Origin of the sequence: Pseudomonas sp. p106, assembly GCF_003936645.1 — a bacterium.
GTDB lineage: Bacteria > Pseudomonadota > Gammaproteobacteria > Pseudomonadales > Pseudomonadaceae > Aquipseudomonas > Aquipseudomonas putida_E.
Window position 1 is genome coordinate 68,468 of the sequence record NZ_RHQR01000013.1, and the last position, 26,210, is coordinate 94,677.

General features: G+C 62.4%; 25 protein-coding genes. 9 read left to right on the forward strand and 16 right to left on the reverse strand.

Going from position 1 to position 26,210, the window contains the following annotated elements:
- Position 1 precedes the first annotated feature (1 nt).
- Together recG and EGJ09_RS16815 are read left to right on the forward strand one after the other, a co-directional pair.
- A complete protein-coding gene (gene recG, locus EGJ09_RS16810) occupies positions 2-2,080 on the forward strand; it encodes an ATP-dependent DNA helicase RecG (protein WP_115273272.1) in 2,079 nt (692 codons plus the stop codon).
- 78 nt (positions 2,081-2,158) lie between these two features.
- Positions 2,159-3,562 (forward strand): aminoacyl-tRNA deacylase and HDOD domain-containing protein, encoded by a 1,404-nt coding sequence (locus tag EGJ09_RS16815; RefSeq protein ID WP_115273271.1) that lies wholly within the window; start codon positions 2,159-2,161, stop codon positions 3,560-3,562.
- A 32-nt stretch (positions 3,563-3,594) separates the two neighbouring features.
- Here EGJ09_RS16815 and EGJ09_RS16820 read toward each other — a convergent pair whose 3' ends face one another.
- The 4 genes from EGJ09_RS16820 to EGJ09_RS16835 form a co-directional block, all read right to left on the reverse strand.
- Positions 3,595-3,972 (reverse strand): helicase, encoded by a 378-nt coding sequence (locus EGJ09_RS16820; protein ID WP_039605049.1) that lies wholly within the window; start codon positions 3,970-3,972, stop codon positions 3,595-3,597.
- A gap of 147 nt (positions 3,973-4,119) precedes the next feature.
- Positions 4,120-4,419, reverse strand: coding sequence for an HU family DNA-binding protein (locus tag EGJ09_RS16825; protein ID WP_039605050.1), 300 nt, complete (start codon positions 4,417-4,419; stop codon positions 4,120-4,122).
- A 188-nt stretch (positions 4,420-4,607) separates the two neighbouring features.
- The gene (locus EGJ09_RS16830) at positions 4,608-5,756 is read right to left on the reverse strand and encodes an NAD(P)/FAD-dependent oxidoreductase (protein WP_125924406.1); all 1,149 of its coding nucleotides are present in this window, start codon (positions 5,754-5,756) and stop codon (positions 4,608-4,610) included.
- Between the two features lie 34 nt (positions 5,757-5,790).
- Positions 5,791-5,958 carry a rubredoxin gene (locus EGJ09_RS16835; protein WP_012312109.1) on the reverse strand — a complete coding sequence of 56 codons (168 nt, stop codon included), beginning with the start codon at positions 5,956-5,958 and terminating at the stop codon, positions 5,791-5,793.
- A 131-nt stretch (positions 5,959-6,089) separates the two neighbouring features.
- Here EGJ09_RS16835 and EGJ09_RS16840 point away from each other — a divergent pair, with 131 nt between their 5' ends.
- Together EGJ09_RS16840 and ubiA are read left to right on the forward strand one after the other, a co-directional pair.
- The gene (locus tag EGJ09_RS16840) at positions 6,090-6,647 is read left to right on the forward strand and encodes a chorismate lyase (RefSeq protein WP_046786851.1); all 558 of its coding nucleotides are present in this window, start codon (positions 6,090-6,092) and stop codon (positions 6,645-6,647) included.
- Positions 6,647-7,537 (forward strand): 4-hydroxybenzoate octaprenyltransferase, encoded by an 891-nt coding sequence (gene ubiA, locus EGJ09_RS16845; protein ID WP_125924407.1) that lies wholly within the window; start codon positions 6,647-6,649, stop codon positions 7,535-7,537. Before EGJ09_RS16840 ends, ubiA begins: the two co-directional genes overlap by 1 nt.
- Positions 7,538-7,609: 72 nt before the next feature.
- Here the strand turns inward: ubiA and EGJ09_RS16850 are convergent, their stop codons facing one another.
- Positions 7,610-7,981, reverse strand: coding sequence for a hypothetical protein (locus EGJ09_RS16850; RefSeq protein ID WP_039604143.1), 372 nt, complete (start codon positions 7,979-7,981; stop codon positions 7,610-7,612).
- 175 nt (positions 7,982-8,156) lie between these two features.
- On the opposite strand from EGJ09_RS16850, the gene phoB reads away from it, so the two are divergent.
- The 3 genes from phoB (at position 8,157) to EGJ09_RS16865 (ending at position 11,748) form a co-directional block, all read left to right on the forward strand.
- Entirely contained in the window at positions 8,157-8,846 is a 690-nt protein-coding gene (gene phoB / locus EGJ09_RS16855; protein WP_012312105.1) for a phosphate regulon transcriptional regulator PhoB, read from the forward strand.
- A gap of 137 nt (positions 8,847-8,983) precedes the next feature.
- Positions 8,984-10,291 (forward strand): phosphate regulon sensor histidine kinase PhoR, encoded by a 1,308-nt coding sequence (gene phoR / locus EGJ09_RS16860; protein WP_125924408.1) that lies wholly within the window; start codon positions 8,984-8,986, stop codon positions 10,289-10,291.
- A gap of 116 nt (positions 10,292-10,407) precedes the next feature.
- Entirely contained in the window at positions 10,408-11,748 is a 1,341-nt protein-coding gene (locus EGJ09_RS16865) for a hemolysin family protein (RefSeq protein WP_046786848.1), read from the forward strand.
- A 33-nt stretch (positions 11,749-11,781) separates the two neighbouring features.
- Here the strand turns inward: EGJ09_RS16865 and EGJ09_RS16870 are convergent, their stop codons facing one another.
- The 8 genes from EGJ09_RS16870 to EGJ09_RS16905 form a co-directional block, all read right to left on the reverse strand.
- A complete protein-coding gene (locus EGJ09_RS16870; protein WP_125924409.1) occupies positions 11,782-12,684 on the reverse strand; it encodes a M23 family metallopeptidase in 903 nt (300 codons plus the stop codon).
- A gap of 225 nt (positions 12,685-12,909) precedes the next feature.
- Complete coding sequence (locus EGJ09_RS16875; protein WP_125924410.1) at positions 12,910-13,812, reverse strand: response regulator; 903 nt, start codon at positions 13,810-13,812, stop codon at positions 12,910-12,912.
- 165 nt (positions 13,813-13,977) lie between these two features.
- On the reverse strand, positions 13,978-14,748 hold the full coding sequence (phoU, locus tag EGJ09_RS16880) for a phosphate signaling complex protein PhoU (protein WP_012312100.1): 771 nt from the start codon (positions 14,746-14,748) through the stop codon (positions 13,978-13,980).
- Positions 14,749-14,879: 131 nt separating this feature from the next.
- Positions 14,880-15,713 (reverse strand): phosphate ABC transporter ATP-binding protein PstB, encoded by an 834-nt coding sequence (pstB, locus tag EGJ09_RS16885; RefSeq protein WP_012312099.1) that lies wholly within the window; start codon positions 15,711-15,713, stop codon positions 14,880-14,882.
- A 102-nt stretch (positions 15,714-15,815) separates the two neighbouring features.
- On the reverse strand, positions 15,816-17,486 hold the full coding sequence (pstA, locus tag EGJ09_RS16890) for a phosphate ABC transporter permease PstA (protein WP_125924411.1): 1,671 nt from the start codon (positions 17,484-17,486) through the stop codon (positions 15,816-15,818).
- Positions 17,487-17,503: 17 nt separating this feature from the next.
- A complete protein-coding gene (locus tag EGJ09_RS16895) occupies positions 17,504-19,792 on the reverse strand; it encodes an ABC transporter permease subunit (RefSeq protein ID WP_046786843.1) in 2,289 nt (762 codons plus the stop codon).
- A 138-nt stretch (positions 19,793-19,930) separates the two neighbouring features.
- Positions 19,931-20,929, reverse strand: a complete 999-nt coding sequence (locus EGJ09_RS16900) for a phosphate ABC transporter substrate-binding protein PstS (RefSeq protein ID WP_012312096.1) — start codon at positions 20,927-20,929, stop codon at positions 19,931-19,933.
- 164 nt (positions 20,930-21,093) lie between these two features.
- Positions 21,094-22,383 (reverse strand): MFS transporter, encoded by a 1,290-nt coding sequence (locus EGJ09_RS16905; protein WP_125924412.1) that lies wholly within the window; start codon positions 22,381-22,383, stop codon positions 21,094-21,096.
- Between the two features lie 357 nt (positions 22,384-22,740).
- On the opposite strand from EGJ09_RS16905, the gene EGJ09_RS16910 reads away from it, so the two are divergent.
- A complete protein-coding gene (locus EGJ09_RS16910; RefSeq protein ID WP_003253317.1) occupies positions 22,741-23,139 on the forward strand; it encodes an acyl-CoA thioesterase in 399 nt (132 codons plus the stop codon).
- 71 nt (positions 23,140-23,210) lie between these two features.
- A complete protein-coding gene (locus tag EGJ09_RS16915; protein ID WP_125924413.1) occupies positions 23,211-24,107 on the forward strand; it encodes a D-hexose-6-phosphate mutarotase in 897 nt (298 codons plus the stop codon).
- Between the two features lie 82 nt (positions 24,108-24,189).
- On the opposite strand, the gene EGJ09_RS16920 is transcribed toward EGJ09_RS16915, so the two are convergent.
- From EGJ09_RS16920 to EGJ09_RS16930, 3 genes are all read right to left on the reverse strand, one after another.
- The gene (locus EGJ09_RS16920; RefSeq protein WP_371928089.1) at positions 24,190-24,723 is read right to left on the reverse strand and encodes a DUF3299 domain-containing protein; all 534 of its coding nucleotides are present in this window, start codon (positions 24,721-24,723) and stop codon (positions 24,190-24,192) included.
- 48 nt (positions 24,724-24,771) lie between these two features.
- Entirely contained in the window at positions 24,772-25,017 is a 246-nt protein-coding gene (locus tag EGJ09_RS16925) for a GlsB/YeaQ/YmgE family stress response membrane protein (protein ID WP_046786839.1), read from the reverse strand.
- A 108-nt stretch (positions 25,018-25,125) separates the two neighbouring features.
- Positions 25,126-26,208, reverse strand: coding sequence for a 5-(carboxyamino)imidazole ribonucleotide synthase (locus EGJ09_RS16930; RefSeq protein ID WP_046786838.1), 1,083 nt, complete (start codon positions 26,206-26,208; stop codon positions 25,126-25,128).
- Between the last annotated feature and the right edge of the window lie 2 nt (positions 26,209-26,210).

The window sequence follows — 26,210 nt, forward strand, 5'->3', positions numbered from 1 at the left end:
CATGACTGAGCTGTCGAAGGTCTCTGTCACCGCGCTCAAGGGCGTAGGCGAAGCCATGGCGCAGAAGCTCGCCAAGGTGGGCCTGGAAAACCTGCAGGACGTGTTGTTTCACCTGCCGCTGCGTTACCAGGACCGCACCCGGGTGGTGCCTATCGGCGCCCTGCGCCCCGGCCAGGACGCCGTGATCGAAGGGGTGGTCAGTGGCGCCGATGTGACCATGGGCAAACGCCGCAGCCTTGTCGTGCGCCTGGGTGATGGCAGCGGCGTGCTCAGCCTGCGCTTCTATCACTTCAGCAATGCGCAGAAGGAAGGCCTCAAGCGCGGTACCCACCTGCGCTGCTATGGCGAGGCCCGCCCCGGCGCCTCGGGCCTGGAGATCTACCACCCGGAGTACCGTGCACTCAATGGCGACGAGCCGCCACCGCCGGTCGAGCAGACCCTGACGCCGATCTACCCGTCCACCGAAGGCCTCACCCAGCAGCGCCTGCGCCTGCTCTGCCAGCAGAGCCTGGGCATGCTTGGCCCACGCAGCCTGCCGGACTGGTTGCCGGACGAACTGGCCCGGGACTACCACCTGGCACCGCTGGACGATGCCATCCGCTACCTGCACAACCCGCCGGCCGATGCCGACCTTGATGAGCTCGCCGAAGGCCAGCACTGGGCCCAGCACCGCCTTGCCTTCGAAGAGCTGCTCACCCACCAGCTGTCGCAACAGCGCCTGCGTGAAAGCCTGCGCAGCTTGCGCGCTCCGGTTCTGCCCAAGGCCAAGCGCCTGCAGGTGCAGTACCTGGCCAACCTGGGCTTCAAGCCGACCGGCGCACAGCAGCGGGTAGCCGATGAAATCGCCTATGACCTGAGCCAGGCCGAGCCGATGATGCGCCTGGTACAGGGCGATGTCGGCGCCGGCAAGACCGTGGTTGCCGCACTGGCGGCGCTGCAGGCACTGGAGGCCGGCTACCAGGTGGCGCTGATGGCGCCCACCGAGATTCTCGCCGAGCAGCACTACATCACCTTCAAGCGCTGGCTGGAGCCGCTGGGCCTGGAAGTCGCCTGGCTGGCCGGCAAGCTCAAGGGCAAGGCCCGCGCCAGCGCCCTGGAACAGATCGCCAACGGTGCGCCGATGGTGGTGGGTACCCACGCGTTGTTCCAGGAAGAAGTGCAATTCAAGCACCTGGCCCTGGCGATCATCGACGAACAGCACCGTTTTGGTGTGCAACAACGTCTGGCCCTGCGCAAGAAGGGTGTTGCAGGCGAACTGTGCCCGCACCAGCTGATCATGACCGCCACGCCGATCCCGCGCACGCTGGCGATGAGCGCCTATGCCGACCTCGACACCTCGGTGCTCGACGAACTGCCGCCAGGGCGCACGCCGGTGAACACCGTGCTGGTCGCCGACAGCCGGCGTTTCGAAGTGGTGGAGCGGGTGCGCGCCGCTTGCGCCGAAGGGCGCCAGGCCTATTGGGTCTGCACCCTGATCGAAGAGTCCGAAGAGCTCACCTGCCAGGCAGCCGAGAGCACCTACGAAGAACTGGGCAGCGCCTTGGGTGAACTGCGCGTGGGCCTGATCCACGGGCGCATGAAGCCTGCGGAAAAGGCCGCAGTGATGGCCGAATTCAAGCAAGGCGGCCTGCAACTGCTGGTCGCAACCACGGTGATCGAGGTGGGTGTGGACGTGCCCAACGCCAGCCTGATGATCATCGAGAACCCCGAACGCCTGGGCCTTGCCCAACTGCACCAGTTGCGCGGCCGGGTTGGCAGGGGCAGTGCGGTGAGCCACTGCGTGCTGCTGTATCACCCGCCCCTGTCGCAGATCGGCCGCGAACGCCTGGGGATCATGCGCGAAACCAACGACGGTTTCATCATCGCTGAAAAGGACCTGGAGCTGCGCGGCCCCGGCGAGATGCTCGGGACGCGTCAGACCGGCCTGTTACAATTCAAGGTCGCCGACCTGATGCGCGATGCCGACCTGTTACCAGCTGTGCGCGACGCCGCACAGGCCCTCATTGCACGCTGGCCCGAGCACGTCAGCCCGCTGCTCGACCGTTGGCTGCGCCACGGCCAGCAATATGGCCAAGTGTGACGCCAGTACCAGAATGGATCCAGCTTTGCGACCAGACTGGTTATACTTCGCGTTTAAAAGAATCAGTGGATACGGACCATGACTGAAGCTGCCCTGGACACCGCAACCCCACACGCACCGTCTGTTATCCGGCTGTTGCTCGAAAAACTGGGCGTTGCCTATCGCGAGGTGCCAGAGCATACGCAACTGCCGGCTGCTTCACGGGTACAGGCGATCCTGCTGGATGACGAGATCGGCGCATTGATGGTGCTGTTCCCGCAGAGCAAGCTGCTGGACCTCAATCGTCTGGAAGAGCTGACGGGCCGCAAGCTCAAAGCCGTGCCGGTACAACGCCTGAAACAGATGCTCGACAAGCACCATCTGAAGGCCTTGCCTGCGATTCCGGCGCTGACCAGTTCGCCCTGCCTCTATGAAGGCAAGTTGCTCGATGCCGAACGCCTGCTGATCCAGTCCGGTGAAGCCGGTCTGTTGCTGGAAATCCAGCGTGACGACTTCAAGCACATGATGCAAAAGGCCAGCGCTGGCACTTTCGGCCAACCCGTCAGGGAAATACGCCCCAATCTCGACCGCCCGGATGATGACTCCAGGGAGATTACCCTAGCAGTGCAGGCATTCACCGCCCGCCGCATCCAGAAGCGCCTGGAAGAAACCATCGAGATACCGCCGCTGGCCGATACGGCGCAGAAAATCATCAAGCTGCGGGTCGACCCCAATGCCAGCATCGACGACATCACCGGCGTGGTCGAAACCGACCCGGCCCTGGCCGCACAGGTGGTCAGCTGGGCAGCCTCGCCCTATTACGCCTCCCCAGGCAAGATCCGCTCGGTGGAAGATGCCATCGTCCGCGTCTTAGGCTTCGATCTGGTGATCAACCTGGCCCTGGGCCTGGCATTGGGCAAGACGTTGAGCCTGCCCAAGGACCACCCGCAACAGGCGACGCCTTACTGGCAGCAGTCGATCTACACCGCGGCGATCATCGAAGGCCTGACCCGGGCCATGCCGCGGGCCGAACGCCCCGAAGCCGGCCTGACTTACCTGGCCGGGCTGTTGCACAACTTCGGCTATCTGCTGCTGGCGCATGTGTTCCCGCCGCACTTCTCGCTGATCTGCCGCCATCTGGAGGTCAACCCGCACCTGTGCCACACCTATGTGGAGCAGCACCTGCTGGGTATCAGCCGCGAGCAGATCGGCGCCTGGCTAATGAAGCTGTGGGACATGCCCGAAGAGCTGTCGACTGCGCTGCGCTTCCAGCATGATCCTGCCTATGACGGCGAATACTCGGCGTACCCCAACCTGGTGTGCCTGGCGACCCGCCTGCTGCGCTGCCGCGGCATCGGCTCGGGGCCGCAGGAGGCAATCCCCGACGAATTGCTGGAGCGCCTGGGCATTACCCGGGAGAAAGCTGAGGACGTCGTGAACAAGGTGCTCGAGGCCGAGAGTTTGCTGCGCGAACTGGCGTCGCAGTTCAACGCACCGCACTGAAAACGTTGGGGCTGCACAGCAGCCCCAGCTGTTCAGCCTTTTTTCTTCTTCGGTTTCAGGTATTTCATCAAACCCTGGAACCACATCACCAGCGCCGGATTGCCCTTGATCTGGATGCTCTTGTCCTGAATGCCCTGCATGAACGCCAACTGCTTGTTGCTCGCCTGCATCGTGGCGAAGCCATAGGCAGCGTCCTTGAAGGCAATGGCAAAGGCTGGCTGCGGATGAGCGCCACCTTTGCTGCTGATGCGTTCGCCACTGACGATGAAGTGCCGGGCAACCTTGCCATCGAGCGTCTGCATCTGGAACACCAGGTCCTTGTCCTTGAGTTGCTGCTGAAATGCCGGGTTGTTACGGCTGGCCTTGGCCATCAACAACCCCATGGCCCAGAGAAGAAAGCGGAACTTCATCAACGCGCCTCGAATATAAAATGACCGAAGCGCACAGTTTATCCGTTTCCTGAACTATTTACGCACATTCGCAGCACGATGCTTTCCGAAAGCACAACGGGCGCACTGAGGCGCCCGTTTGAGCAGAGGCTGCAAGTCAAGCGTCGGTCATTTGGCTTTCTTGGCCGGCTTGGCGGGCACATTGACGCTGTCACGCAGGTTTTTGCCAGGCTTGAAGGCCACAGTATTGCTGGCCTTGATCTTCACTGGCTCACCGGTCTGAGGATTCTTGCCGGTACGGGCGCCGCGATGCCGTTTTTCAAAAGTGCCGAAGCCGACGAGGGTCACGGTGTCTTTGTCCAGCGCACCGGTGATGCTGTCGAGAATGGCATTGAGCACCTGATTGGCCTTTTCCTTGGTCAGATCGGCCTTTTCGGCGATGACGGCGGCGAGTTCTGGTTTACGCATAATGAAGCCTCTTTGACGGGAATTCTTGTTGTTATTGCCGTGCTGCCCGTGAAGCAGCGTTCAAGGCACCGCAGGCTCTAATCTGCGGCAGACGGAAGTGAGAATGGCACGCCGACCGGGGCCGCGCCAGTATCTGGGCGGCCATTGTGCGGTCAACTACAGGATAAATCCGACAGAACGCCCGCTGTTTACGCCATCAGCGCAGGCAGCTGCCGGTTCAGGGCCAGTTTTTCCATGACGGCGCTGCCTGTCAGGACATAGCCCAGCAACTGGCCGTCAGCAGCGTGACAGAGCACTTTCAGGTCACTGCCCTGCCCTTGCACCTGCCAGGTACCTTCGCAACCAGGCGGCGGCGGCGAAACCACCAACGGGCAAGCCGGTGTTTTCACAGTGATGGGCATCGGTCCGTAACTGACCTGCGTCGGGTTGCCTGTCAAAGTCTGGGCCAGGGCTCGAGCGCAGGCCATCAATGGCATCACATAGAGCAGGTTGATACCTTCGACTTCAGCACAGTCGCCCAGTGCGAAAATGTTGCCGTGGGAGGTGCGCAGTTGGCGGTCCACGACTACGCCGCGGTTGGTCTGCAGGCCCGCTGCAGCGGCCAGGTCGATACGCGGGCGCAGGCCGATGGCCGATACCACCAGGTCGCAGGCGATCACGCTGCCATCGGACAAATGCGCCTCAAGGCCTTCGCTCACCTGCTGCAGGCGAGTGAGTACGGGGCCCAGGTGAAAACGCACGCCCAGCCCTTGCAACCCACCCTGAACGGCAGCGGCAGCGGCAGGATGCAACAGGGTCGGCATGACCTGCTCGCACGGCGCCACCACATCGACCTCAAAGCCACCCAGGCGCATGTCATTGGCGAACTCGCAGCCGATCAGGCCGGCCCCGAGGATCAGTACACGCTGCTTGCCAGCCGCGGCAGCACGCAAACGTGCGTAGTCTTCCAGATCATTGACCGGGAACACATGATCTGCCCCGTCACCCTCCACCGGCACCTGCACGGTCTGCGCGCCCCAGGCCAGCACCAGATCGCGATACTCCACCGCTTCTTCGCCAATCCACAGGCGCTTGTGGCCAGGGTCGATACCGCTGATGCGCGTGTGGGTGCGGATAACCGCCTTGAGTTGCTCGGCCATGGCCCCCGGCTCGGCCATGCACAGGCCGTCCGCGTCCTTTTGCTTGGCGAAGCCGGTGGAAAGCATGGGCTTGGAATAGGAGCGACCGTCGTCGGCCGTAATCAGCAGCAGCGGCGTATCGCCATCGAGCTTGCGAAACTCACGGGCGAGGTTATAGCCGGCCAGGCCGGTCCCGATGATGACCACGGGGGACGTCATGTCGTGCTTTCCTCTTGGTTGAACAGCATGGCGATCAGCCGATGGCGATCATTTCAAAGTCGCTTTTGCCGACGCCGCAATCGGGGCACAGCCAATCTTGCGGCACATCCTCCCAGCGGGTACCCGGCGCGATGCCGTCATCCGGCCATCCTTGGGCCTCGTCGTAGATCAGGCCACAGACAATACATTGCCACTTCTTCATGATTTGTCGTTCCTCGGTACAGGCTCAGGCTTTGTCATTCGGGCTCAGGGCCCTTACGCGGGCATTATGCAAGCAGTTGGGGCAATCATGCTAAGCTCGCCGCCTCTCTGGCTGTAATCAAGCATACCGACGTGTCGTACGAATCCCCGCAAGCAGCCGCTGTCGCGTGGCTGGCGTATCCACAACTGGCGGTCGATACCGACCAGCCTGCCCTCGACTGGCTGTTCGACGAAGGTTCCCTGACCCGCCGCCTGACCCGACTGTCCAACGATCATTTCAGCGTGACGCCACTGTTCGAGGGCTGGCAGGCGCTGCGCGATGACGAATGCCTGGCGCTGGGTATCGCGCCAGGCGCTGAAGGCTGGGTGCGCGAGGTGTACCTGCGCGGCCATGGTCAGCCCTGGGTCTTCGCCCGCAGCGTGGCCAGCCGTAGCGCCCTGGAGCGCGGCGGTTTGCACCTGGAGACCTTGGGCAGCCGTTCGCTGGGCGAGTTGTTGTTCTGCGACCAGGCGTTCATCCGCCACCCCATCGAAGTGTGCACTTATCCACAGCAGTGGTTACCTGTCGAGGCGGCGCACGCAGGGTTGTGGGGGCGGCGCTCGCGCTTCGAGCGCGATGGCCTCGACCTGCTGGTGGCCGAAGTATTCCTGCCGGCACTGTGGCAAGCCGCCAAGGAGGAAAACCGCTGATGTACCTGCAACTGCTCAAGTCGCTCAACCGCGTGCACCCGCGTGCCTGGGACTTCATCCAGCTCAGCCGCATGGACCGGCCGATCGGCATCTACCTGCTGCTGTGGCCGACCCTGACGGCGGTGTGGATTGCAGGCCTTGGTTCACCAACCTTGGCCAACGTGCTGATCTTTGGCCTGGGCGTGGTGCTGATGCGTGCCGCTGGCTGCTGCATCAATGACTTCGCCGACCGCAAGGTCGATGGCCACGTCAAACGCACCGCCGACCGCCCGCTGGCCAGTGGCCGGGTCAAGCCGCGCGAGGCGCTGGCGCTGTTCGCGGCCCTGGTGGCGGTGAGCTTCCTGTTGGTGCTGTGCACCAACAGCCAGACCGTGTGGCTGTCATTCGGCGCAGTGGCTTTGGCGTCTTGTTACCCCTTCATGAAGCGCTACACCTACTACCCGCAGGTGGTGCTGGGGGCTGCGTATTCGTGGGGCATCCCCATGGCCTTCACGGCCGCCGGCGGCGAATTGCCGGCCAGCGCCTGGCTGCTGTACATCGCCAACCTGCTGTGGACGGTGGGCTACGATACCTACTACGCCATGGTCGACCGGGACGATGACCTTAAGATCGGGGTGAAATCGACCGCGATCCTGTTCGGCGAGTCCGACCGGGTGATCATCCTGACCCTGCAGATGCTGTCGCTGGGCTGCCTGTTGTTGGCGGGAAGCCGCTTCGAGCTGGGTGGCTGGTTCCACCTTGGGCTGCTGGGTGCCGCACTGTGCTTTGCCTGGGAGTACTGGTCGACACGCAAACTGGACAGGGAGTCGTGCTTCAAGGCGTTTCTGCACAACCACTGGGCGGGGCTGCTGGTGTTCTTGGGTGTGGTGCTCGATTACGCCCTGCGCTGAACACAACCCCGGCAAGCCACCCTGTGGAAGCCGGCTTGCCGGCGATTGGGCCGCAAAGCGGCCCCAGCCATCTCAAGGCTTGGCGACGTGCCAGACGTCTTTCAAACCATCACCGGTCATGTCCCCAGCCTTCTTGTCCTTCACGAAGGTATACAGGGGCTTGCCGTCATATGCCCACTGCTTCTTGCCATCGTCGCGCATCACCACCGACCACTTGTCCTTGGCAGGCTCGTCATCGGCCTTGACCAGCAGCGGCGGCCAGTTGGTGGCGCACTCGCCATTGCACATCGACTTGCCGCCAGCATCCTTGTCGAAGGTGTACAGCGTCATGCCCGCGTGATCGACCCACATGCCGTCCTTCTCCATGGCATGGTGGGCCGACGCTACCCCGGGCAGTGCCAGTGCAGCGCAAAGGGCCATCCAGCTCAGCGTGTGTCGTGTCATTGGAATCACCGTGAATTCGGGGGGTGGAATGAGTTCGAACAGCCGCCGCAGCGGCCCCTCAAAGCCTAGCCCAGTCATCCAATGTCGCCAGAATGGCCAACACCCTGTCACACAGCTGCAATAATTCCGTTATCTAATGCGGGCCAGACCCGATATTCCAGGAGAGGTTTAAAGCATGGTTGGCAGAAACATTCTGATCGTCGACGACGAAGCGCCCATTCGCGAGATGATCGCCGTTGCATTGGAAATGGCCGGCTATGACTGCCTGGAAGCCGAGAACTCCCAACAGGCCCACGCAATCATCGTCGACCGTAAACCGGACCTGATCCTGCTCGACTGGATGCTGCCGGGCACTTCCGGCATCGAGTTGGCACGCCGCCTCAAGCGCGATGAACTCACCGGCGATATCCCGATCATCATGCTCACCGCCAAGGGCGAAGAGGACAACAAGATCCAGGGCCTGGAAGTCGGCGCCGACGACTACATCACCAAACCCTTCTCGCCTCGCGAGCTGGTGGCGCGCCTGAAGGCCGTGCTGCGCCGCGCCGGCCCGAGCGACAGCGAAGCCCCTATCGAAGTCGGCGGCCTGCTGCTCGACCCGATCAGCCACCGCGTGACCATCGACGGCAAGCCGGCCGAAATGGGCCCCACCGAATACCGCCTGCTGCAGTTCTTCATGACCCACCAGGAGCGCGCCTACACCCGGGGCCAGTTGCTCGACCAGGTCTGGGGCGGCAACGTCTATGTCGAGGAACGCACCGTCGATGTGCACATCCGCCGCCTGCGCAAGGCACTGGGTGAAGCCTACGAAAATCTGGTACAAACCGTTCGGGGCACTGGCTACCGTTTCTCGACCAAAAGCTAGCTGCGAGCTTCCAGCCTCAAGCTGCAAGGAAAAGCCAGCAGCATCCAGGCTGGAAAAAGGACTATCAGCATCACCGATCCGCTTCTTCTTGCAGCTTGTAGCTTGCAGCTTGCGGCTGGATCCGAAGGATCTGTCAATTGAACCAGAACTGGCACGCAACCCTGATTCGCCACCTGCTCCTGCTGATCACTGTCTGCCTGGTAGGCGGCCTGGTCAGCGGTTTTTACGGCTGGAGCCTGGCCATCGGCCTGGGCCTGTACCTGGGCTGGACCCTCAAACAGTTGCTGCGCCTGCATGACTGGTTGCGCAACCATCAGCCCGACGAAGCACCGCCCGACGGCTATGGCCTGTGGGGCGAGGTGTTCGACAGCATCTACCACCTGCAACGCCGCGACCAGCGCGTACGCGGCCGTCTGCAGGCAGTGATAGACCGGGTACAGGAGTCCACGGCCGCACTGCGCGACGCGGTGATCATGCTCGACAGCGACGGCAACCTGGAATGGTGGAACCGCGCCGCAGAAACCCTGCTGGGCTTCAAGACTCCGCAAGATGGCGGCCAGCCGGTCACCAACCTGGTACGCCACCCGCGCTTCAAGGAATACTTCGAGGCGCAGAACTTTGCCGAACCACTGGAAATTCCCTCCCCCATCAATGACCGCATGCGCGTGCAGCTGCACCTCACCCGCTACGGCAACAACGAACACCTGATGCTGGTGCGCGACGTTACTCGCATCCATCAGCTCGAACAGATGCGCAAGGACTTCGTGGCCAACGTCTCGCACGAGTTGCGTACACCGCTGACGGTGATAGCCGGTTACCTGGAAACCCTGCTGGATAACGTCGAAGACGTGAACCCGCGCTGGAACCGGGCGTTGCAGCAGATGAGCCAGCAAGGCTCGCGCATGCAGGCCCTGCTCAACGACCTGCTGCTGCTGGCCAAGCTGGAAGCCACCGATTACCCGTCGGACAACCAGCCGGTGGCGGTCGACGCCCTGCTCGGTGCGATCATGAGCGACGCCCAGGCGCTGTCCGGGCCGCGCAACCAGCGCATTACCCTGGAGGCAGCGCCGGGCCTTCGCCTCAAAGGCAGCGAGTCGGAGTTGCGCAGCGCTTTCTCCAACCTGGTGTTCAACGCGGTGAAGTACACCCAGGACGAAGGCAACATCCGTATCCGCTGGTGGGCCGACGACCAGGGCGCCCACCTGTCAGTGCAGGACTCGGGGGTCGGTATCGACGCCAAGCACCTGCCGCGCCTGACCGAACGTTTCTACCGCGTCGACTCCAGCCGCGCGTCTAACACAGGGGGCACCGGCCTGGGGCTGGCGATCGTCAAGCATGTGCTCATGCGCCATCGCGGGCGCCTTGAGATCAGCAGCGTACCGGGCCATGGCAGTACCTTCACCTGTCACTTTGCCCCCGCACAACTGGCTAACGGTGACGCTTGATTCCAAGGGCCACTTTGCTTTTGCCGCCCCAGCCGCTACATTGACCCCCCTGTGCCAGCAAAAGCTGGCACTTTTTTTCTACCTTCCCCAAAGACGGACCCCGTAAAAAATCCATCATGGACCCTTCCCCTGGTATCAGCCTCACCTCGTTATTCGCCGATTTCGGCATGATTCTCTTTGCCCTGTTCCTGGTGCTGCTCAACGGCTTTTTCGTAGCCGCCGAGTTCGCCATGGTCAAGCTGCGCTCCACGCGTGTCGAATCCATTGCCGAGCAGCACGGCTGGCGCGGCAGCATCCTGCGCAAGGTACACAACCAGCTCGACGCCTACCTGTCGGCCTGCCAGCTGGGTATCACCCTTGCCTCCCTGGGCCTTGGCTGGGTCGGTGAGCCGGCATTCGCCCACCTGCTCGAACCGCTGCTGGCGTACCTGGGCGTGGACACGCCAGAGTTGATCAAGGGTGTCTCGTTCTTCGTCGCGTTCTTCGTCATCTCGTACCTGCACATCGTGGTCGGTGAACTGGCGCCCAAATCCTGGGCGATCCGCAAGCCCGAACTGCTGTCGCTGTGGACCGCGGTGCCGCTTTACCTGTTCTACTGGCTGATGTACCCGGCCATCTACCTGCTCAACGCCAGTGCCAACACCATCCTGCGCTTTGCCGGCCAGGGCGAGCCTGGCCCGCACCACGAGCACCATTACAGCCGTGAAGAGCTCAAGCTGATCCTGCACTCCAGCCGTGGCCAGGACCCGAGCGACCAGGGCATGCGTGTGCTGGCCTCGGCCGTGGAGATGGGCGAGCTGGAAGTGGTCGACTGGGCCAACTCGCGCGAAGACATGGTCAGCATCGACGCCCATGCGCCACTGAAGGAAATCCTGGCCCTGGTGCGCCGCCACAAGTTCAGCCGCTATCCGCTGTACGACGCCGAGCGTGAGGAGTTCACCGGGCTTTTGCACATCAAGGACCTGCTGCTGGAACTGGCCGAGCTCGAGCACCTGCCCGAAACCGTCGACCTGGAAGACTTGGCCCGCCCGCTGGAGCGTGTATCGCGGCACATGCCGTTGTCTCAACTGCTGGAGCAGTTCCGCAAGGGTGGCGCGCACTTCGTGCTGGTCGAGGAAGCCGATGGCAAGGTGATTGGCTACCTGACCATGGAAGACGTGCTGGAAGTGCTGGTGGGCGACATTCAGGACGAACACCGCAAGACCGAGCGCGGCATCCTGGCCTACCAGCCAGGCAAGCTGCTGGTGCGTGGCGACACGCCGCTGTTCAAGGTGGAGCGCTTGCTGGGCATCGACCTTGACCACATCGAAGCGGAAACCCTGGCCGGGCTTATCTACGAAACGCTCAAGCGCGTGCCTGAGGAAGAGGAAGTGCTGGAAGTCGAAGGCCTGCGCATCATCATCAAGAAGATGAAAGGGCCCAAGATCGTGCTGGCCAAGGTGCTCAAGCTCGGCTGAGCTGGCGGGGCCGCTTGGCGGCCCCTGACAATTTCAGGGATTACCCGCAGTAAAGTTCGGCAAACCGCCAATCGGCCGGTCGAACTGGAAGGGGATCGACTCCAGCGCCAAGCCGACGTTGCGCTGCACCACGAAATGCAGGTGAGGGCCTGTGCTGTTGCCGGTATTGCCCGACTTGGCCAACGCCTGCCCCAACGCCACCTGCTGCCCCTCGGCCACTACCACTGAACCGCGCATCAGGTGCAGATACACTCCCATCGTGCCGTCCGGGTGAAGGATGCGCACGAAATTGCCCGAAGGGTTGGTACCTCGTCCGCTCTGGCTGTTCTCGATCTTCACCACCATCCCACCCCTCGCCGCAATGATCGGGGTGCCCTCCGGCATGGCGATGTCCATGGCATGACGGCCCTTGGGACCGTAATGGCTGAAGCGGCCGTTGGGCCCTTGAGTCAGGCGGAAAGGGCCGCCTTTCCATGGGAAAGGATAACGATAAGCCTGCGAGCGCTGACCAGGGTCACCCATGGCGTACTGGAATTTGCTGGCATAACGGAGCGGCCCGCCGGGTGCCGCCAGCACCGAGCTGAGCACCTTGGTCGAGCGTGGCCCGACTACGGCCCGCACGATCCGCGGGCCGTTGCCGCCGAACGCATTGGCCAATCGATCGACGCGCAGTTCAACCTGCATGGGCACGTACAGCTCATTGCGCACCAGAAAGCGTACGCCGCCAGGAAACGGCTCGGTTTGCAGGCGTACCTGCCCCTCTAACTGCTCGAACATCGGCTCGCGCAGCTCAAGCGCTTTGGCACCTGGGCTAGGGCGCTCGGAATAGGAAGCCACGCCGAAATTGTCGGTGGTCTTGTAAATGGTCATGCCCAGGCTCGACGCCGAGGCCGTGAGCAAGGCACAGAACAGCAGCAAGCGGGCGGCGGCGGGCATGATGGTGGCTTTTTGACAGTGGCGTTCTGTCGAAGCCTAGCAGTGGGATCCGGGAGCGGTATGACAGTTGGTCGGAAGACCGCCGCAGCCCTGTAGGAGCGGCCTTGCGTCGCGAAAGGGCCGCACAGCGGCCCCGTTTTGCAGCGCGGCAAGAATGGCTGGGGGGCTGCGCTGCAGCCCTTTCGCGACACAAGGCCGCTCCAACAGGGTCGGAGTACGACGAAACTAGGCGCCGGGGGTGAAGTGCTTCTGCGTGGTGCCGCGGGCAATCAGCCGCGATAGGTAGTCGAGCTTCTGTGCATCCTGGTCGACGAATTTGAAGGTCAGTTGCAGCCAGTCGCTTTCAGGTTTCGGCTCCAATGCCGCAATGGCATGCAGGTAACCGTTCAGGCGGGCAACTTCAGCGCTCTCGCCCTGCTCAAGGTCCAGTACAGCGCCTTCGAGCACCTGTGGCAGCACTGCACTGCGACGTACCACCAGCAACGCCTCCTTAAGGCTCAGCGCCTTGATCACACAAGGCTGAGTACCACTGGAAAGGCGCAGCTGGCCTTGTCCACGCCCGGTCTGCGCAGCGGCTGCGGCGGCCGTCTGCGGTTTCGGTGCGTTGATCAACGGCTTGGCCGGCGCAGCCGCAACAGGCGCGGCCTTGACCGCTTCAGGTTTGCCCCCGGTCAGCGCGCTCAACGAATCGTTGGCGAACGCCGAATTCACTCGCGCCTGGCCACCGGCGACCAAGCTTTCAAGCTTGCCGATCTTGGTCAGGGCTTTCTTCACCTTGGTCAGCAACTGCTCGTTGGTGAACGGCTTGCCGACAAAATCGGAGACGCCCGCCTGAATGGCTTGGATGACGTTTTCCTTGTCGCCGCGGCTGGTCACCATGATGAACTGCAGGCTCTTCATTTCTGGCTGCTGGCGGCACCAGGTGAGCAGCTCAAGGCCGGACATCTCGGGCATTTCCCAGTCGCACAGCACAAGGTCGAAGGTTTCCTTGCCCAGCATGGCCATGGCCTTGCGGCCGTTGACCGCATCTTCGATGACCATGCCCGGGAAGGCATTACGCAGGCACTTCCTCACCAGATCACGGATGAACGGGGCGTCATCCACGACCAGCACATTGACTTTACTCATCGATACTCCTCTTGAATCCCGACTAGCCTACCGCCGATTGGTGGCCATTTGCCAACACCTGGATCACGCCGGGACTTCTTTGCATCGTTCGCGGGTGCCTGCTGACTGCTCAAGCGCAAACGAAAACGCCCGGCGAAGGCCGGGCGTCGATGCTCGGGAGCAATCTTATTTATCGTCCGGTTCAGCCGGAACATTAGCAATTTCGGCCTCATCGCCAGCCGTGCCCTGAACTTCGGCTTTCATGCGCTTGAGGCCCATGTGGCGTACATCGGTACCGCGCACCAGGTAGATCACCAGTTCCGAGATGTTACGCGCGTGGTCGCCGATACGCTCCAGCGAACGCAGGGCCCAGATGACGCTCAGCACCCGCGAGATCGAGCGCGGGTCTTCCATCATGTAGGTCACCAGTTCACGCAGGGCGGTCTTGTACTCGCGATCGATGGTCTTGTCGTACTGGGCAACCGACAGAGCCAGGTCGGCATCGAAGCGGGCGAAGGCATCCAGTGCGTCGCGCACCATGTTGCGCACCTGGTCGCCAATGTGGCGCACCTCGACGTAGCCGCGCGGCGACTCGCCTTCTTCGCACAACTGGATGGCGCGGCGGGCGATCTTGGTCGATTCGTCACCAATACGCTCCAGGTCGATCACCGACTTGGAAATGCTGATGATCAGGCGCAGGTCGGAGGCCGCCGGCTGGCGACGGGCGAGGATGCGCACGCACTCCTCGTCGATGTTGCGCTCCATCTGGTTGATCTGCTCGTCGACTTCACGCACCTGCTGGGCCAGGCCCGAGTCGGCCTCGATCAGCGCGGTGACCGCGTCATTGACCTGTTTCTCGACCAGCCCGCCCATGGCCAGGAGGTGGCTGCGCACCTCTTCGAGTTCGGCGTTGAACTGCTGGGAAATGTGGTGCGTCAGGCTTTCTTTGTTGATCATCGTTTAGCTCCGCGAAGCTGCAAGCTGCAAGCCTCAAGTAGTTCGTGTCGTTTCCTGGCTCCGCGCTGGCTGCTTTTTCTTGAAGCTCGAAGCTTGAAGCTCAAAGCCCGCAGGCGCGCCCAACAGCGCCGTTAGCCGTAGCGGCCGGTGATGTAGTCTTCGGTCTGCTTCTTCGCCGGGTTGGTGAACAGGGTGTCGGTATCACCGAATTCGACCAGTTTGCCCATGTACATGAACGCGGTGTAGTCCGAAACACGGGCCGCCTGTTGCATGTTGTGGGTCACGATAACGATGGTGTACTTGGATTTCAGTTCGTAGATCAGCTCTTCGACCTTCAGCGTCGAGATCGGGTCCAGTGCCGAGCAAGGCTCGTCGAGCAGCAGCACTTCAGGCTCGACGGCGATGGTACGGGCGATCACCAGACGCTGCTGCTGGCCGCCGGACAGGCCCAGCGCCGAGTCATGCAGGCGGTCCTTGACCTCCTCCCACAGGGCCGCGCCCTTCAGTGCCCACTCGACCGCTTCGTCCAGCACGCGCTTCTTGTTGATGCCCTGGATACGCAGGCCATACACCACGTTCTCGTAGATGGTCTTGGGGAACGGGTTTGGCTTCTGGAACACCATGCCCACGCGGCGGCGCAGCTCGGCCACGTCCTCGCCCTTGCGGTAGATGTTGTTGCCGTACAGGTTGATGGCGCCTTCGACACGGCAACCGTCAACCAGGTCGTTCATGCGGTTGAAGGTGCGCAGCAGGGTCGACTTGCCGCAGCCGGACGGGCCGATGAAAGCCGTCACGCGTTGCTTGGGGATGTTCATGCTGACATCGAACAACGCCTGCTTGTCACCGTAATACAGGCTCAGGCCGGGTACTTCGATGGCCACGGTCTCTTCGGCCAGGCGCAGGCTCTGCTTGTCGCGGCCCAGGGCAGCCATGTCGATGCCGTGGGTGTGGGATTCTTGCTGCATGGTCTCACTCCGTTTGTAGCTGCAAGCTTTGAGCTGCAAGCTGCAAGTTAGGGCAAAGCGGCACTCCTCTTGGAGCTTGCCGCTTGTGGCTTAAAGCATCAATCAGTGGTCGAGGGCCTTGTACTTCTCGCGCAGGTGGTTACGGATCCACACCGCCGAGAGGTTAAGGGTGGCGATTACCATCACCAGCAGCAGCGCAGTGGCGTATACCAACGGCCGCGCGGCCTCGACGTTGGGGCTCTGGAAGCCGACATCGTAGATGTGGAAGCCCAGGTGCATGATCTTCTGGTCCAGGTGCAGGTACGGGTAGTTACCGTCCAGCGGCAACGACGGCGCCAGCTTGACCACGCCGACCAACATCAGCGGCGCCACTTCACCAGCGGCACGGGCCACGGCGAGGATCATGCCGGTCATCATCGCCGGGCTGGCCATTGGCAGCACGATTTTCCACAGGGTCTCGGCCTTGGTCGCGCCAAGCGCCAGCGAGCCTTCACGCACGGTGCGTGGAATACGCGCCAGGCCTTCCTCGGTGGCCACGATCACCACCGGCACAGCCAGCAGCGCCAGGGTCAGCGATGCCCACAGCAGGCCTGGCGTGCCCAGGGTCGGTGCCGGCAGCGACTCGGGGAAGAACAGACGGTCGATCGAACCACCCAACACATAGACGAAGAAGCCCAGGCCGAACACGCCGTAGACGATGGCCGGAACGCCCGCCAGGTTGTTCACGGCGATGCGGATCAGGCGCGTCACCGGGCCTTGCTTGGCGTATTCGCGCAAGTAGACCGCCGCCAGCACGCCGAACGGGGTGACGATCACGGCCATGATCAGGGTCATCATCACGGTACCGAAAATAGCCGGGAAGATACCGCCTTCGGTGTTGGCTTCACGAGGATCGTCGCTGAGGAACTCCCAGACCTTGGCGAAGTAGGTGCCCATCTTGGTAAAGCCGGACATGGCGTTAGGCTGGATGGCGTGCACGACCTTGCTCAGGTTGATCTCCACTTCGCGACCGTTGCCGTCGCGAGCGACCAGGCTGTCGCGGGAGAAGGCCTGATGCAGGCTGCTGAGGCGGTCTTCGATGGCCTTGTAGCGGCTGTTCAACTCGGCACGTTCGGCATCCATGTCGGCCTGGGCCGTAGCGTCCAGCTTGCCTTCCAGTTCCAGCTTGCGGCCTTGCAGACGCAGGCGCTCAAGGCCATGGTTGATGGCACCGATGTCTTTTTTCTCAAGCTGCTGCAGCTCGCTGTTGAGCTGGTTGGCGCGTTTCAGGCGTGCCTGCAGCTCGTTCCAGGCGCCAGCGCCCTCGGCGACCACGCGGCCTTGTTCCTTGACGCTCACCAGGTAGCCGTAGAAGTTGCCCCATTCGCGGCGCTCCAGGGCGATCAGGTCGACCGGGCGCTGCTCGTCGACCAACCATTCACCGACCACCCAGGTGAAGTCACTGCCGTTGAGGTCACGGTTACCCACCTTGATCAGCTCACGGGTCATGAACTCCGGGCCTTCGTCCGGCACCGGCAGGCCGGCACCCTTGAGGCGGACGCGGGGCACTTCTTCTTTCTGAACCACTTCACCGACGATGACGTGGTCACCCTGGCCCGGCACCTTGTAGGTGGCCTGGACCAGGTCGGCGGGCCAGAAGTGGCCCAAGCCGCGTACGGCGATCACGGCCAGCAGGCCGACGGTCATGATGACCGCCATGGCGACCGCGCCACCGCTGATCCAGACGCCTGGGGCGCCGCTCTTGAACCAGCCTTTGAGGGAATCCTTTTTCACGGATCTCTACCTTTCTATCAAAGCGACGAGTATTTCTTGCGCAGACGCTGGCGAATCAGCTCGGCCAAGGTGTTCATGATGAAGGTGAACATCAGCAGCACGAGAGCGGCGAGGAACAGCACACGGTAATGGCTGCCGCCGACTTCGGATTCGGGCATCTCCACCGCCACGTTGGCGGCCAAGGTACGCATGCCTTCGAACAGGTTCATCTCCATCACCGGGGTGTTGCCGGTGGCCATGAGCACGATCATGGTCTCGCCCACCGCTCGGCCCATGCCGATCATCAGCGCCGAGAAGATACCCGGGCTGGCAGTGAGGATGACCACGCGAGTCAAGGTCTGCCACGGCGTCGCACCCAGGGCCAGGGAGCCCAGGGTCAGGCTGCGCGGCACGCTGAACACGGCGTCTTCGGCGATCGAGTAGATGTTCGGGATGACCGCAAAGCCCATGGCGATACCCACTACCAGGGCGTTGCGCTGGTCGTAGGTGATACCCAGGTCATTGGTGATCCACAGGCGCATGTCGCCGCCGAAGAACCAGGTTTCCAGGTACGGGCTCATGGTCAGGGCGAACCAGCCGGTGAACAGGATCACCGGGATCAGGATGGCGGCTTCCCAACCATCCGGCACGCGCAGGCGAATCGACTCAGGCAGGCGGCTCCAGGTGAAGCCCGCCAGCAGGATGCCGAACGGCATCAGCAGGAACAGGCTGAACACACCCGGCAGGTGCCCTTCCAGGTACGGCGCGAGGAACAGGCCAGCGAAGAAGCCGAGGATCACCGTCGGCATCGCTTCCATCAGTTCGATCACCGGCTTGACCTTGCGGCGCATGCCCGGGGCCATGAAGTAAGCGGTGTAGATTGCTGCAGCGATGGCCAGCGGAGCCGCCAGGATCATCGCGTAGAACGCGGCCTTGAGGGTACCGAAGGTCAGGGGCGACAGGCTCAGCTTAGGCTCGAAGTCGGTGTTCGAAGCCGTCGACTGCCAGACGTACTTGGGCTCGTCATAGTTCTCGTACCAGACCTTGCCCCACAGTGCGCTGAAGGAAATTTCAGGGTGCGGGTTCTTCAGGTTCAGTGGCAGCAGCTTGCCGCCCTCTTCGATGAAGATACGGTTGGCACGCGGCGACAGGGCCAGGATACCCGGGCCTTCGGCAGCAGGCTCGACCAGCAGGGTGCGGTGCGCAGTGCTGTGGAAGACGCCCAGCTTGCCTTCGGCGTCCAGGGCGATGAAACCCTTGCGGCGCTCTTCGGCGTCGATCTGGACGATCGGCGCCTTGCCCATCTGGAAGGTACGGATCTGCTTGAAACGCGATTCGCCATCCGGGTCACGGGCCATGAACCATTGGGCCAGGCCACCTTTGGAGTCACCGATGATCAGCGAGATGCCGCCGACCAGTTGCGCGGTGGCGGTGATCTCGGTGTCAGCGCTCTCGGACAGCTTGTAGCGGCCATTGAGGCTCTTGTCGCGCAGGCTGAAGACATCCGCGGTGGCTCGGCCGTTGATCACGTACAGCCACTGCTGGCGCGGGTCGATGAAGATGTTCTTCACCGCCTCGGTCATTTGCGGCAGCTCGATGCGGTTCTGCTCGGTGGTGACCTCTTCGGTCATCAGGTTTTCGGTGCGCGTCAGCTCGACCACCTGCAGGTGCGCGCCGGTGGAACCGGCCAGCATCAGGGTATCGCCGTTTACGTTGACGCTGACGTGCTCCAGCGCGCGGCCCTGCTCATCCAACACGAACGGCTCCTGGCCGTACGGGTAGTCGATGCCGGGGGTGATGGTCTTTTTGTTGTCCGGGTAAGTGATCTTGTAGGTGTGGTGGAACACCAGCGCCTGACCATTGGACAAGCCCAGCACTACCAGCGGGCTGCCCGGCTGATCGGTGCTGATCGAGCTGACCTGGGTGCCTGCCGGCAGCGGCAGGTCGACGCGGTTGAGCTCGTTACCGGTCTTGGTATCGAAGAACAGTGCCTGCCCCTTGTCCGAGACGCGCATGCCGACCAGGTTCTGCTCTTCGAGCGCGATCATCAGCGGCTTGCCGGCATCCTGCTGCAGCCAGGTCGGCTCCAGGGCCTTCTTGCTGGTCAGCTCGGCGCCCTGGAACAGCGGCAGCACCACATAGGCCAGATAGAAGAAGATCAGCGTGATGGCTGCCAGCACGGCAAGCCCGCCCACCAGTACATACCAGCGGGTCAGGCGGTCCTTGAGCGCGCGCATGCGGCGCTTGCGTTGCAACTCGGGCGTATTGAAATCAATCCGCTCGGGAGGGGATTTTTGGGTCATGGTGGAGTTGGCCAGATCATTCATGCGCACACCCTAGCGGTCCCGTATGACAAAAACATGACAGTGCGTTGACGCAAAAAAGCCCGCCGCTCAGGAGCCCTGGCTTCGGACCGAGAATTCGTGGAAAAGGCCGGCTTCAGTGCCGGCCTTTCCCTCAGTTACTTACTTCTTTGCAACGTTACCGGCGTGGGACAGGCCCAGGTCAGCCAGGGTCTTGTCGACCACCTTGGCCGGCAGCGGAATGTAGCCGTCCTTCACCACGACCTGCTGGCCGGCCTGCGACAGCACCAGCTTGACGAACTCGGCTTCCAGCGGGGCCAGAGGCTTGTTCGGGGCCTTGTTGACGTAGACGTACAGGAAGCGCGACAGCGGGTAGGTACCGTTCAGGGCATTGGCTTCGTTGTCTTCGATGAACTCGCCGCCTTCCTTCTTGGCCAGACCTACGGTCTTGACGCTGGCAGTCTTGTAGCCGATGCCCGAGTAGCCGATGCCGTTCAACGAGGAGCTGATCGACTGCACGACCGACGCCGAGCCGGGCTGTTCGTTGACGTTAGGCTTGAAGTCGCCTTTGCACAGGGCTTCTTCCTTGAAGTAACCGTAGGTACCCGATACCGAGTTACGGCCGAACAGCTGAACTGGCTTGTTGGCCAGGTCGCCGGTCACGCCCAGGTCGCCCCAGGTCTTGACGTCGGCCTTGGCGCCGCACAGGCGAGTGGAAGAGAAGATCGCGTCGACCTGAGCCATGGTCAGGCCCTTGATCGGGTTGTCCTTGTGTACGAACACGGCCAGGGCGTCGACGGCGACCGGGATGGCGGTCGGCTTGTAGCCATACTTCTGCTCGAAGGCCTGCAGCTCGACGTCCTTCATCTTGCGGCTCATCGGGCCAAGGTTGGCGGTGCCTTCGGTCAGCGCGGGTGGCGCGGTGGAGGAGCCGGCAGCCTGGATCTGGATGTTGACGTTCGGATATTCCTTCTTGTAGGCCTCGGCCCACAGAGTCATGAGGTTCGCGAGGGTGTCGGAACCGACGCTGGAGAGGTTGCCCGAAACACCGGTAGTCTTGGTGTAGGTCGGGATCGCAGGGTCGACGGCGGCTACCGCGTTGGCGGTTGCAACGCCAGCGGCGGCAAAGGTGAGGGCCGCCATCAAACGCTTCAGTTTCATGCCTTGCTCCTAGCAGGAATATTGGGATGTTGGATGGATCGGGCCCAAGTATCTGCAGGCCGCATGAATACGATATGACTCCAATATGACAATTGGATGAAAGGCCATCACTGGATACCCAGGATGGCCTTTCAAAATGTTGCAGGGGCAGGGCTAGAGCGATATCAGCGTTTTTTCGACAGCAAATACAGCCCGACAATCAGACCGACGGCGCACAGGCCCGCTACGTAATAAGCAGGCGCCATCGGGCTGACCTTGAGCAGCGCGGTCACCACCATCGGCGTCAAGCCGCCGAAAATGGCGTAGGCCACGTTGTAGGAGAACGACAGGCCGCTGAAGCGCACCGCCGCCGGGAACGCCTTGACCATCACATAGGGCACCGCGCCGATCACGCCTACGCACAGGCCGGTGATGGCATACAGCGGGAACAGCAGTTGCGGGTGGGTCGGCAGGCTGTGGTAGAAGGTCCAGGACGTCACCAGCAGCAGCAGGCTGCCGATCACGAAGACGCGGCCGGCACCAAAGCGGTCGGCCAGGCTGCCGGAGCCGATGCAGCCAAGGCTAAGCAGCACGATCGCCAGGCTGTTGGCCTTGAGCGAGTCGGTGGGGCTGATGTGGTAGATGCTCTGCAACAACGCCGGTGTCATCAGGATGACCACTACGATGCCGGCAGAAAGCATCCAGGTCAGCAGCATCGACAGGATGATCGGCCCGCGGTGATCACGCAGCACGGCCCGCAGCGGCAGCTCTTCGGCAAGCGCCTTGCGCTGCTGCATCTCGGCGAATACCGGCGTTTCGTGCAGCCAGCGGCGCAGGTACACCGAGAACAGGCCGAACACACCGCCAAGCAGGAACGGGATACGCCAGGCGTAGTCGGCGACTTCTTCAACGCTGTAGGCCGTGTTGATCAGCGTCGCCACCAGCGAGCCAAGCAGGATGCCAGCGGTCAGGCCGGCGGTCAGGGTGCCGCAGGCATAGCCGGTGTTGCGCGCTGGCACATGCTCGGACACGAACACCCAGGCGCCAGGTACTTCGCCCCCGATCGCCGCCCCCTGGATCACGCGCATCAGCAGCAACAGTATCGGTGCCCACAGGCCAATCTGCGCATAGGTCGGTAGCAAACCCATGATCAGCGTTGGCAGAGCCATCATGAAGATGCTCAGGGTGAACATCTTCTTGCGCCCGAGCAGGTCGCCGAAATGGGCCATGATGATGCCGCCCAGCGGCCGGGCCAGGTAGCCAGCGGCGAAAATGCCGAAGGTCTGCATCAGACGCAGCCACTCGGGCATGTCGGCCGGGAAGAACAGCTTGCCGACCACCGTGGCGAAAAACACGAAAATGATGAAGTCGTAGAACTCAAGGGCTCCGCCTAGCGCGGACAGTGAGAGGGTCTTGTAGTCACTGCGGGTCAGCGGCCGCGAGGGCTGCTCGATACTGCTCGGCACGGAGGTCATTGCTTGTTCTTCTCTTGTAGGGCATGCAGGCCGCTTGGCACGCGGCTTCTGGCGGTGACAGGCGAAGATAGCAAATTGCCGGGGCGTGCTGAAAGCGATACAAAATCCATACAGATATTCATGACTGCACGGTCGTCGCTGAGCGTTTGGCTATATATACTGCCCGTTCGTAGGAAAACGTTGCCGCCACAGTGGGATGTTGTGCGAAAACGCCGGTCTTTTAAGTCAGGCGGTTTCGCAGAATTTCCCTACGGCCGTCCAGCGAAACGAAATCGGCGTAGTATGTTTCAAGCTGAATCGTTTACTCGGCCTTTGCGCCACACCAACGAAAGCGTCACGGGTCAGAGGCCCCACCGCATGATTGAGCTCGAACAAGAAGATCCTATCCCGCAAGGCGACCTGGCCCTGCAAATCACTGCGTTGCCCCGCGAAACCAACGGTTTTGGCGACATCTTTGGCGGCTGGCTGGTCGCCCAGATGGACCTGGCAGGCACTGCCATGGCGAGCCGCGTCGCGGGCGGCCGGGTGGCAACAGTGGCCATTGACCGCATGGCCTTCCTGGTGCCTGTGGCCGTGGGCGCACAACTGTCGTTCTATACCCAGACGCTGGAAATCGGCCGCAGCTCGATCCAGATGATGGTCGAAGTGTGGAGCGACGACCCGCTGTCCAGCGAATGGCGCAAGGTGACTGAAGCGGTGTTCGTCTTCGTCGCCATCGATGGCAGCGGCCGCACCCGCTCGGTGCCTCGTCGCTAAGCCACGCGAGCGGTAAACTCATTGCAAGGCACCGGGTCCAAGGCCCACAGGCAATCAATGAGACGAGCGCAATGGCTACCTACCAGGTCGTAACCGAGCAACACGGCGAACTCAACTGCTGGCGTATCACCAGCGACCGTGCCGAACTACTGATCGCCCAGCAGGGTGCACAGATCCTCAGCTACCAGCACATTGACGAGCCGCCGCTGCTGTGGCTGAGTGACCAGGCCATGTTTTGTCAGGGTAAGTCGGTGCGCGCAGGTGTGCCGGTGTGCTGGCCGTGGTTCGGCAACCTGCAGCGCAACCCCGAATCCGTTCAGGGCATGTACCGTGGCACGCAGGCTCCCGCCCATGGGTTGGCCCGCACACGTGACTGGCAACTGTTGGGCATCGAAGAGGCAGCCGGCGCGCTGCGCATCGAATTCGAACTGCCAAAGGCCCAGGGCGATCTGCCAGAGTGGCCGCATGATGTGGAGCTGAAGCTGCTGATCGTCATGGGTGATGCGCTTGAACTGACCCTCACCAGCCGTAACAGGGGCAATACCCCTGTCACCATCAGCCAGGCCCTGCACAGCTACTTTGCCGTCAGCGATGTGCGCCAGGCGCGCGTCGAGGGTGTCGACGGGCTGGGCTACATCGAGACCCTGGCTGACTGGGAACAGCGCCAGCAGCAGGGTGCGCTGACGTTCACCGGTGAGACCGATCGCATCTACCTGAATACGCCTGCACAACTGAGCATTGTCGACCCGTACTGGAACCGGCGCATTACCCTGACCAGCAGCGGTTCACGTTCAGCGGTGATCTGGAACCCATGGACCGACAGAGCCCGGGAATTGCCTGACATGGCCGATGATGGCTGGCAGCGGATGCTGTGCATCGAGACGGCGAATGTCTGGGACGATGTGGTGGAGTTGAAGCCTGGGGCGGTTCATTCCCTGCAAGTGGCAATTGGCAGCGTAGCGCTTTGATTCAACTGCCTGGGACCGCTGTGCGGTCCTTTCGCGACACAAGGCCGCTCAGAGATCGCGCATACCTGCAGGAGCAGCCCCTTCACAGGTCAGCGTCCTCCACTACCCTCACCTTCCGGGCTTCCAGCGCATACGCCGCATCGGCCAGGTCGTTGCTGACCTTTTCCACCTTCAACGTCCCGCTGACCCACAACGGCGTGTAGATGTCATCGATCTTCAAGCCCTTCGGATAGCGCACCAGCACCAGCTGGTTGGGTGGCGGCGGCGGTACATGGATGCAGGCGCCCGGGTACGGCACCAGGAAGAACAGCGTGCTGTTGCCCTTGGCATCGCTTTCAAGCGGCACGGGGTAACCACCGAGACGAATTTCCTTGCCGTTCATGGCGGCCACGGTCTTGGTCGAGTACATCACCGCCGGCAGGCCCTTGCTTTGCTTCAAGCCGCCCTTGTCGGTGAAGGTACCCATCGCCTCCGGCGAGTTGTGGTCGATCTCGGGCATTTGCTCGAGGGCTTTCTGGTCCGACTTGGGCATCAGCTCGAGCCAGTCGGTTTCAGGCAGTTCGGCATGGGCCAAGGTGCTGGCCAGGAGCATGGGGATGAGGAATAACGCACGCATGAAGATGCTCGGCAACTCGGATGAATTGCCGGGCATTCTAACCAGTATTCAGCGTTTCTTGATGAATCCGTAGATCACCAGAAGGACGATGGCACCCACCAGCGCGCCGAAGAAGCCCGCTGCCTGCCCGGCCTGGTAAATACCCAGCGCCTGGCCGCCATACGTGGCGATCAAGGAGCCGGCAATACCCAGCAGGATGGTCATGATCCAGCCCATGCTGTCGTCACCGGGCTTGATGAAGCGCGCCAGCAGACCAACGATGAGGCCGATGAAGATAGTTCCAATGATACCCATGGCAATCCCTCTGCAGTGAAGATGGAGCAAGCCAAAGCCTAGACAGCGCTTTGGCTTGTTGCCATTTCAGAGGGCGAACCGCTTGCAGAAGTTCGATCAGATGCCCGATCAGTTGCTGATCAGGGCCTCTACTTCGGCAATCTTGCGCTCGAGGGTGGCCATGTCCTGGCAACGCAAGGTGGCGTGGCCTACCTTGCGCCCGGCCTTGAAGGCCTTGCCATAGTGATGCAGGTGGCAGTCATCGATGGCGATGACCTTGTCCACTGCCGGCACTTCACCGATGAAGTTGAGCATGGCGCTCTCGCCAACCTTGGCAGTCGAACCCAGCGGCAGGCCGGCAACGGCGCGCAGGTGGTTTTCGAACTGGCTGCACTCGGCACCTTCGATGGTCCAGTGCCCGGAGTTGTGCACACGCGGCGCGATCTCGTTGGCCTTGAGGCCACCGTCGACTTCAAAGAACTCGAAGGCCATCACACCCACATAGTCCAGCTGCTTGAGCACACGGCCGACATAATCTTCGGCCAGGCCCTGCAGAGGGTGCGCCTGGCTTGCCACGGACAGGCGCAGGATGCCGCTCTCGTGGGTGTTGTGCACCAACGGGTAGAAGCGGGTTTCGCCATCGCGTGCTCGCACGGCCACCAGGGACACTTCGCCGGTGAACGGCACGAAGCCTTCCAGCAGGCACGGCACGCTGCCCAGCTCGGCAAAGGTACCCACCACATCTTCAGGGGTGCGCAGAACCTTCTGGCCCTTGCCGTCGTAACCCAGGGTCCGGGTCTTGAGCACGGCCGGCAGGCCGATGCTGGCCACCGCCGCATCAAGGTCGGCCTGCGAGAGGATGTCGGCGAAGGCCGGGGTTGGAATGCCCAGGTCGCGGAACATGCTCTTCTCGAACAGGCGGTCGCGGGCGATACGCAGCGCTTCGGCACTCGGGTACACCGGGACGAACTGCGAGAGGAAGGCGACGGTCTCGGCCGGGACGCTTTCGAACTCGAAGGTCACCAGGTCGACTTCGTCTGCCAGCTGGCGCAGGTGGTCCTGGTCGCCGTAGTCGGCACGCAGGTGCTCGCCAAGTGGCGCCGCGCAGGCGTCCGGCGCCGGGTCGAGGAAGGCGAAGTTCATGCCCAGCGGGGTGCCCGCCAGAGCCAGCATGCGGCCCAGCTGGCCGCCACCGATAACACCGATCTTCATGG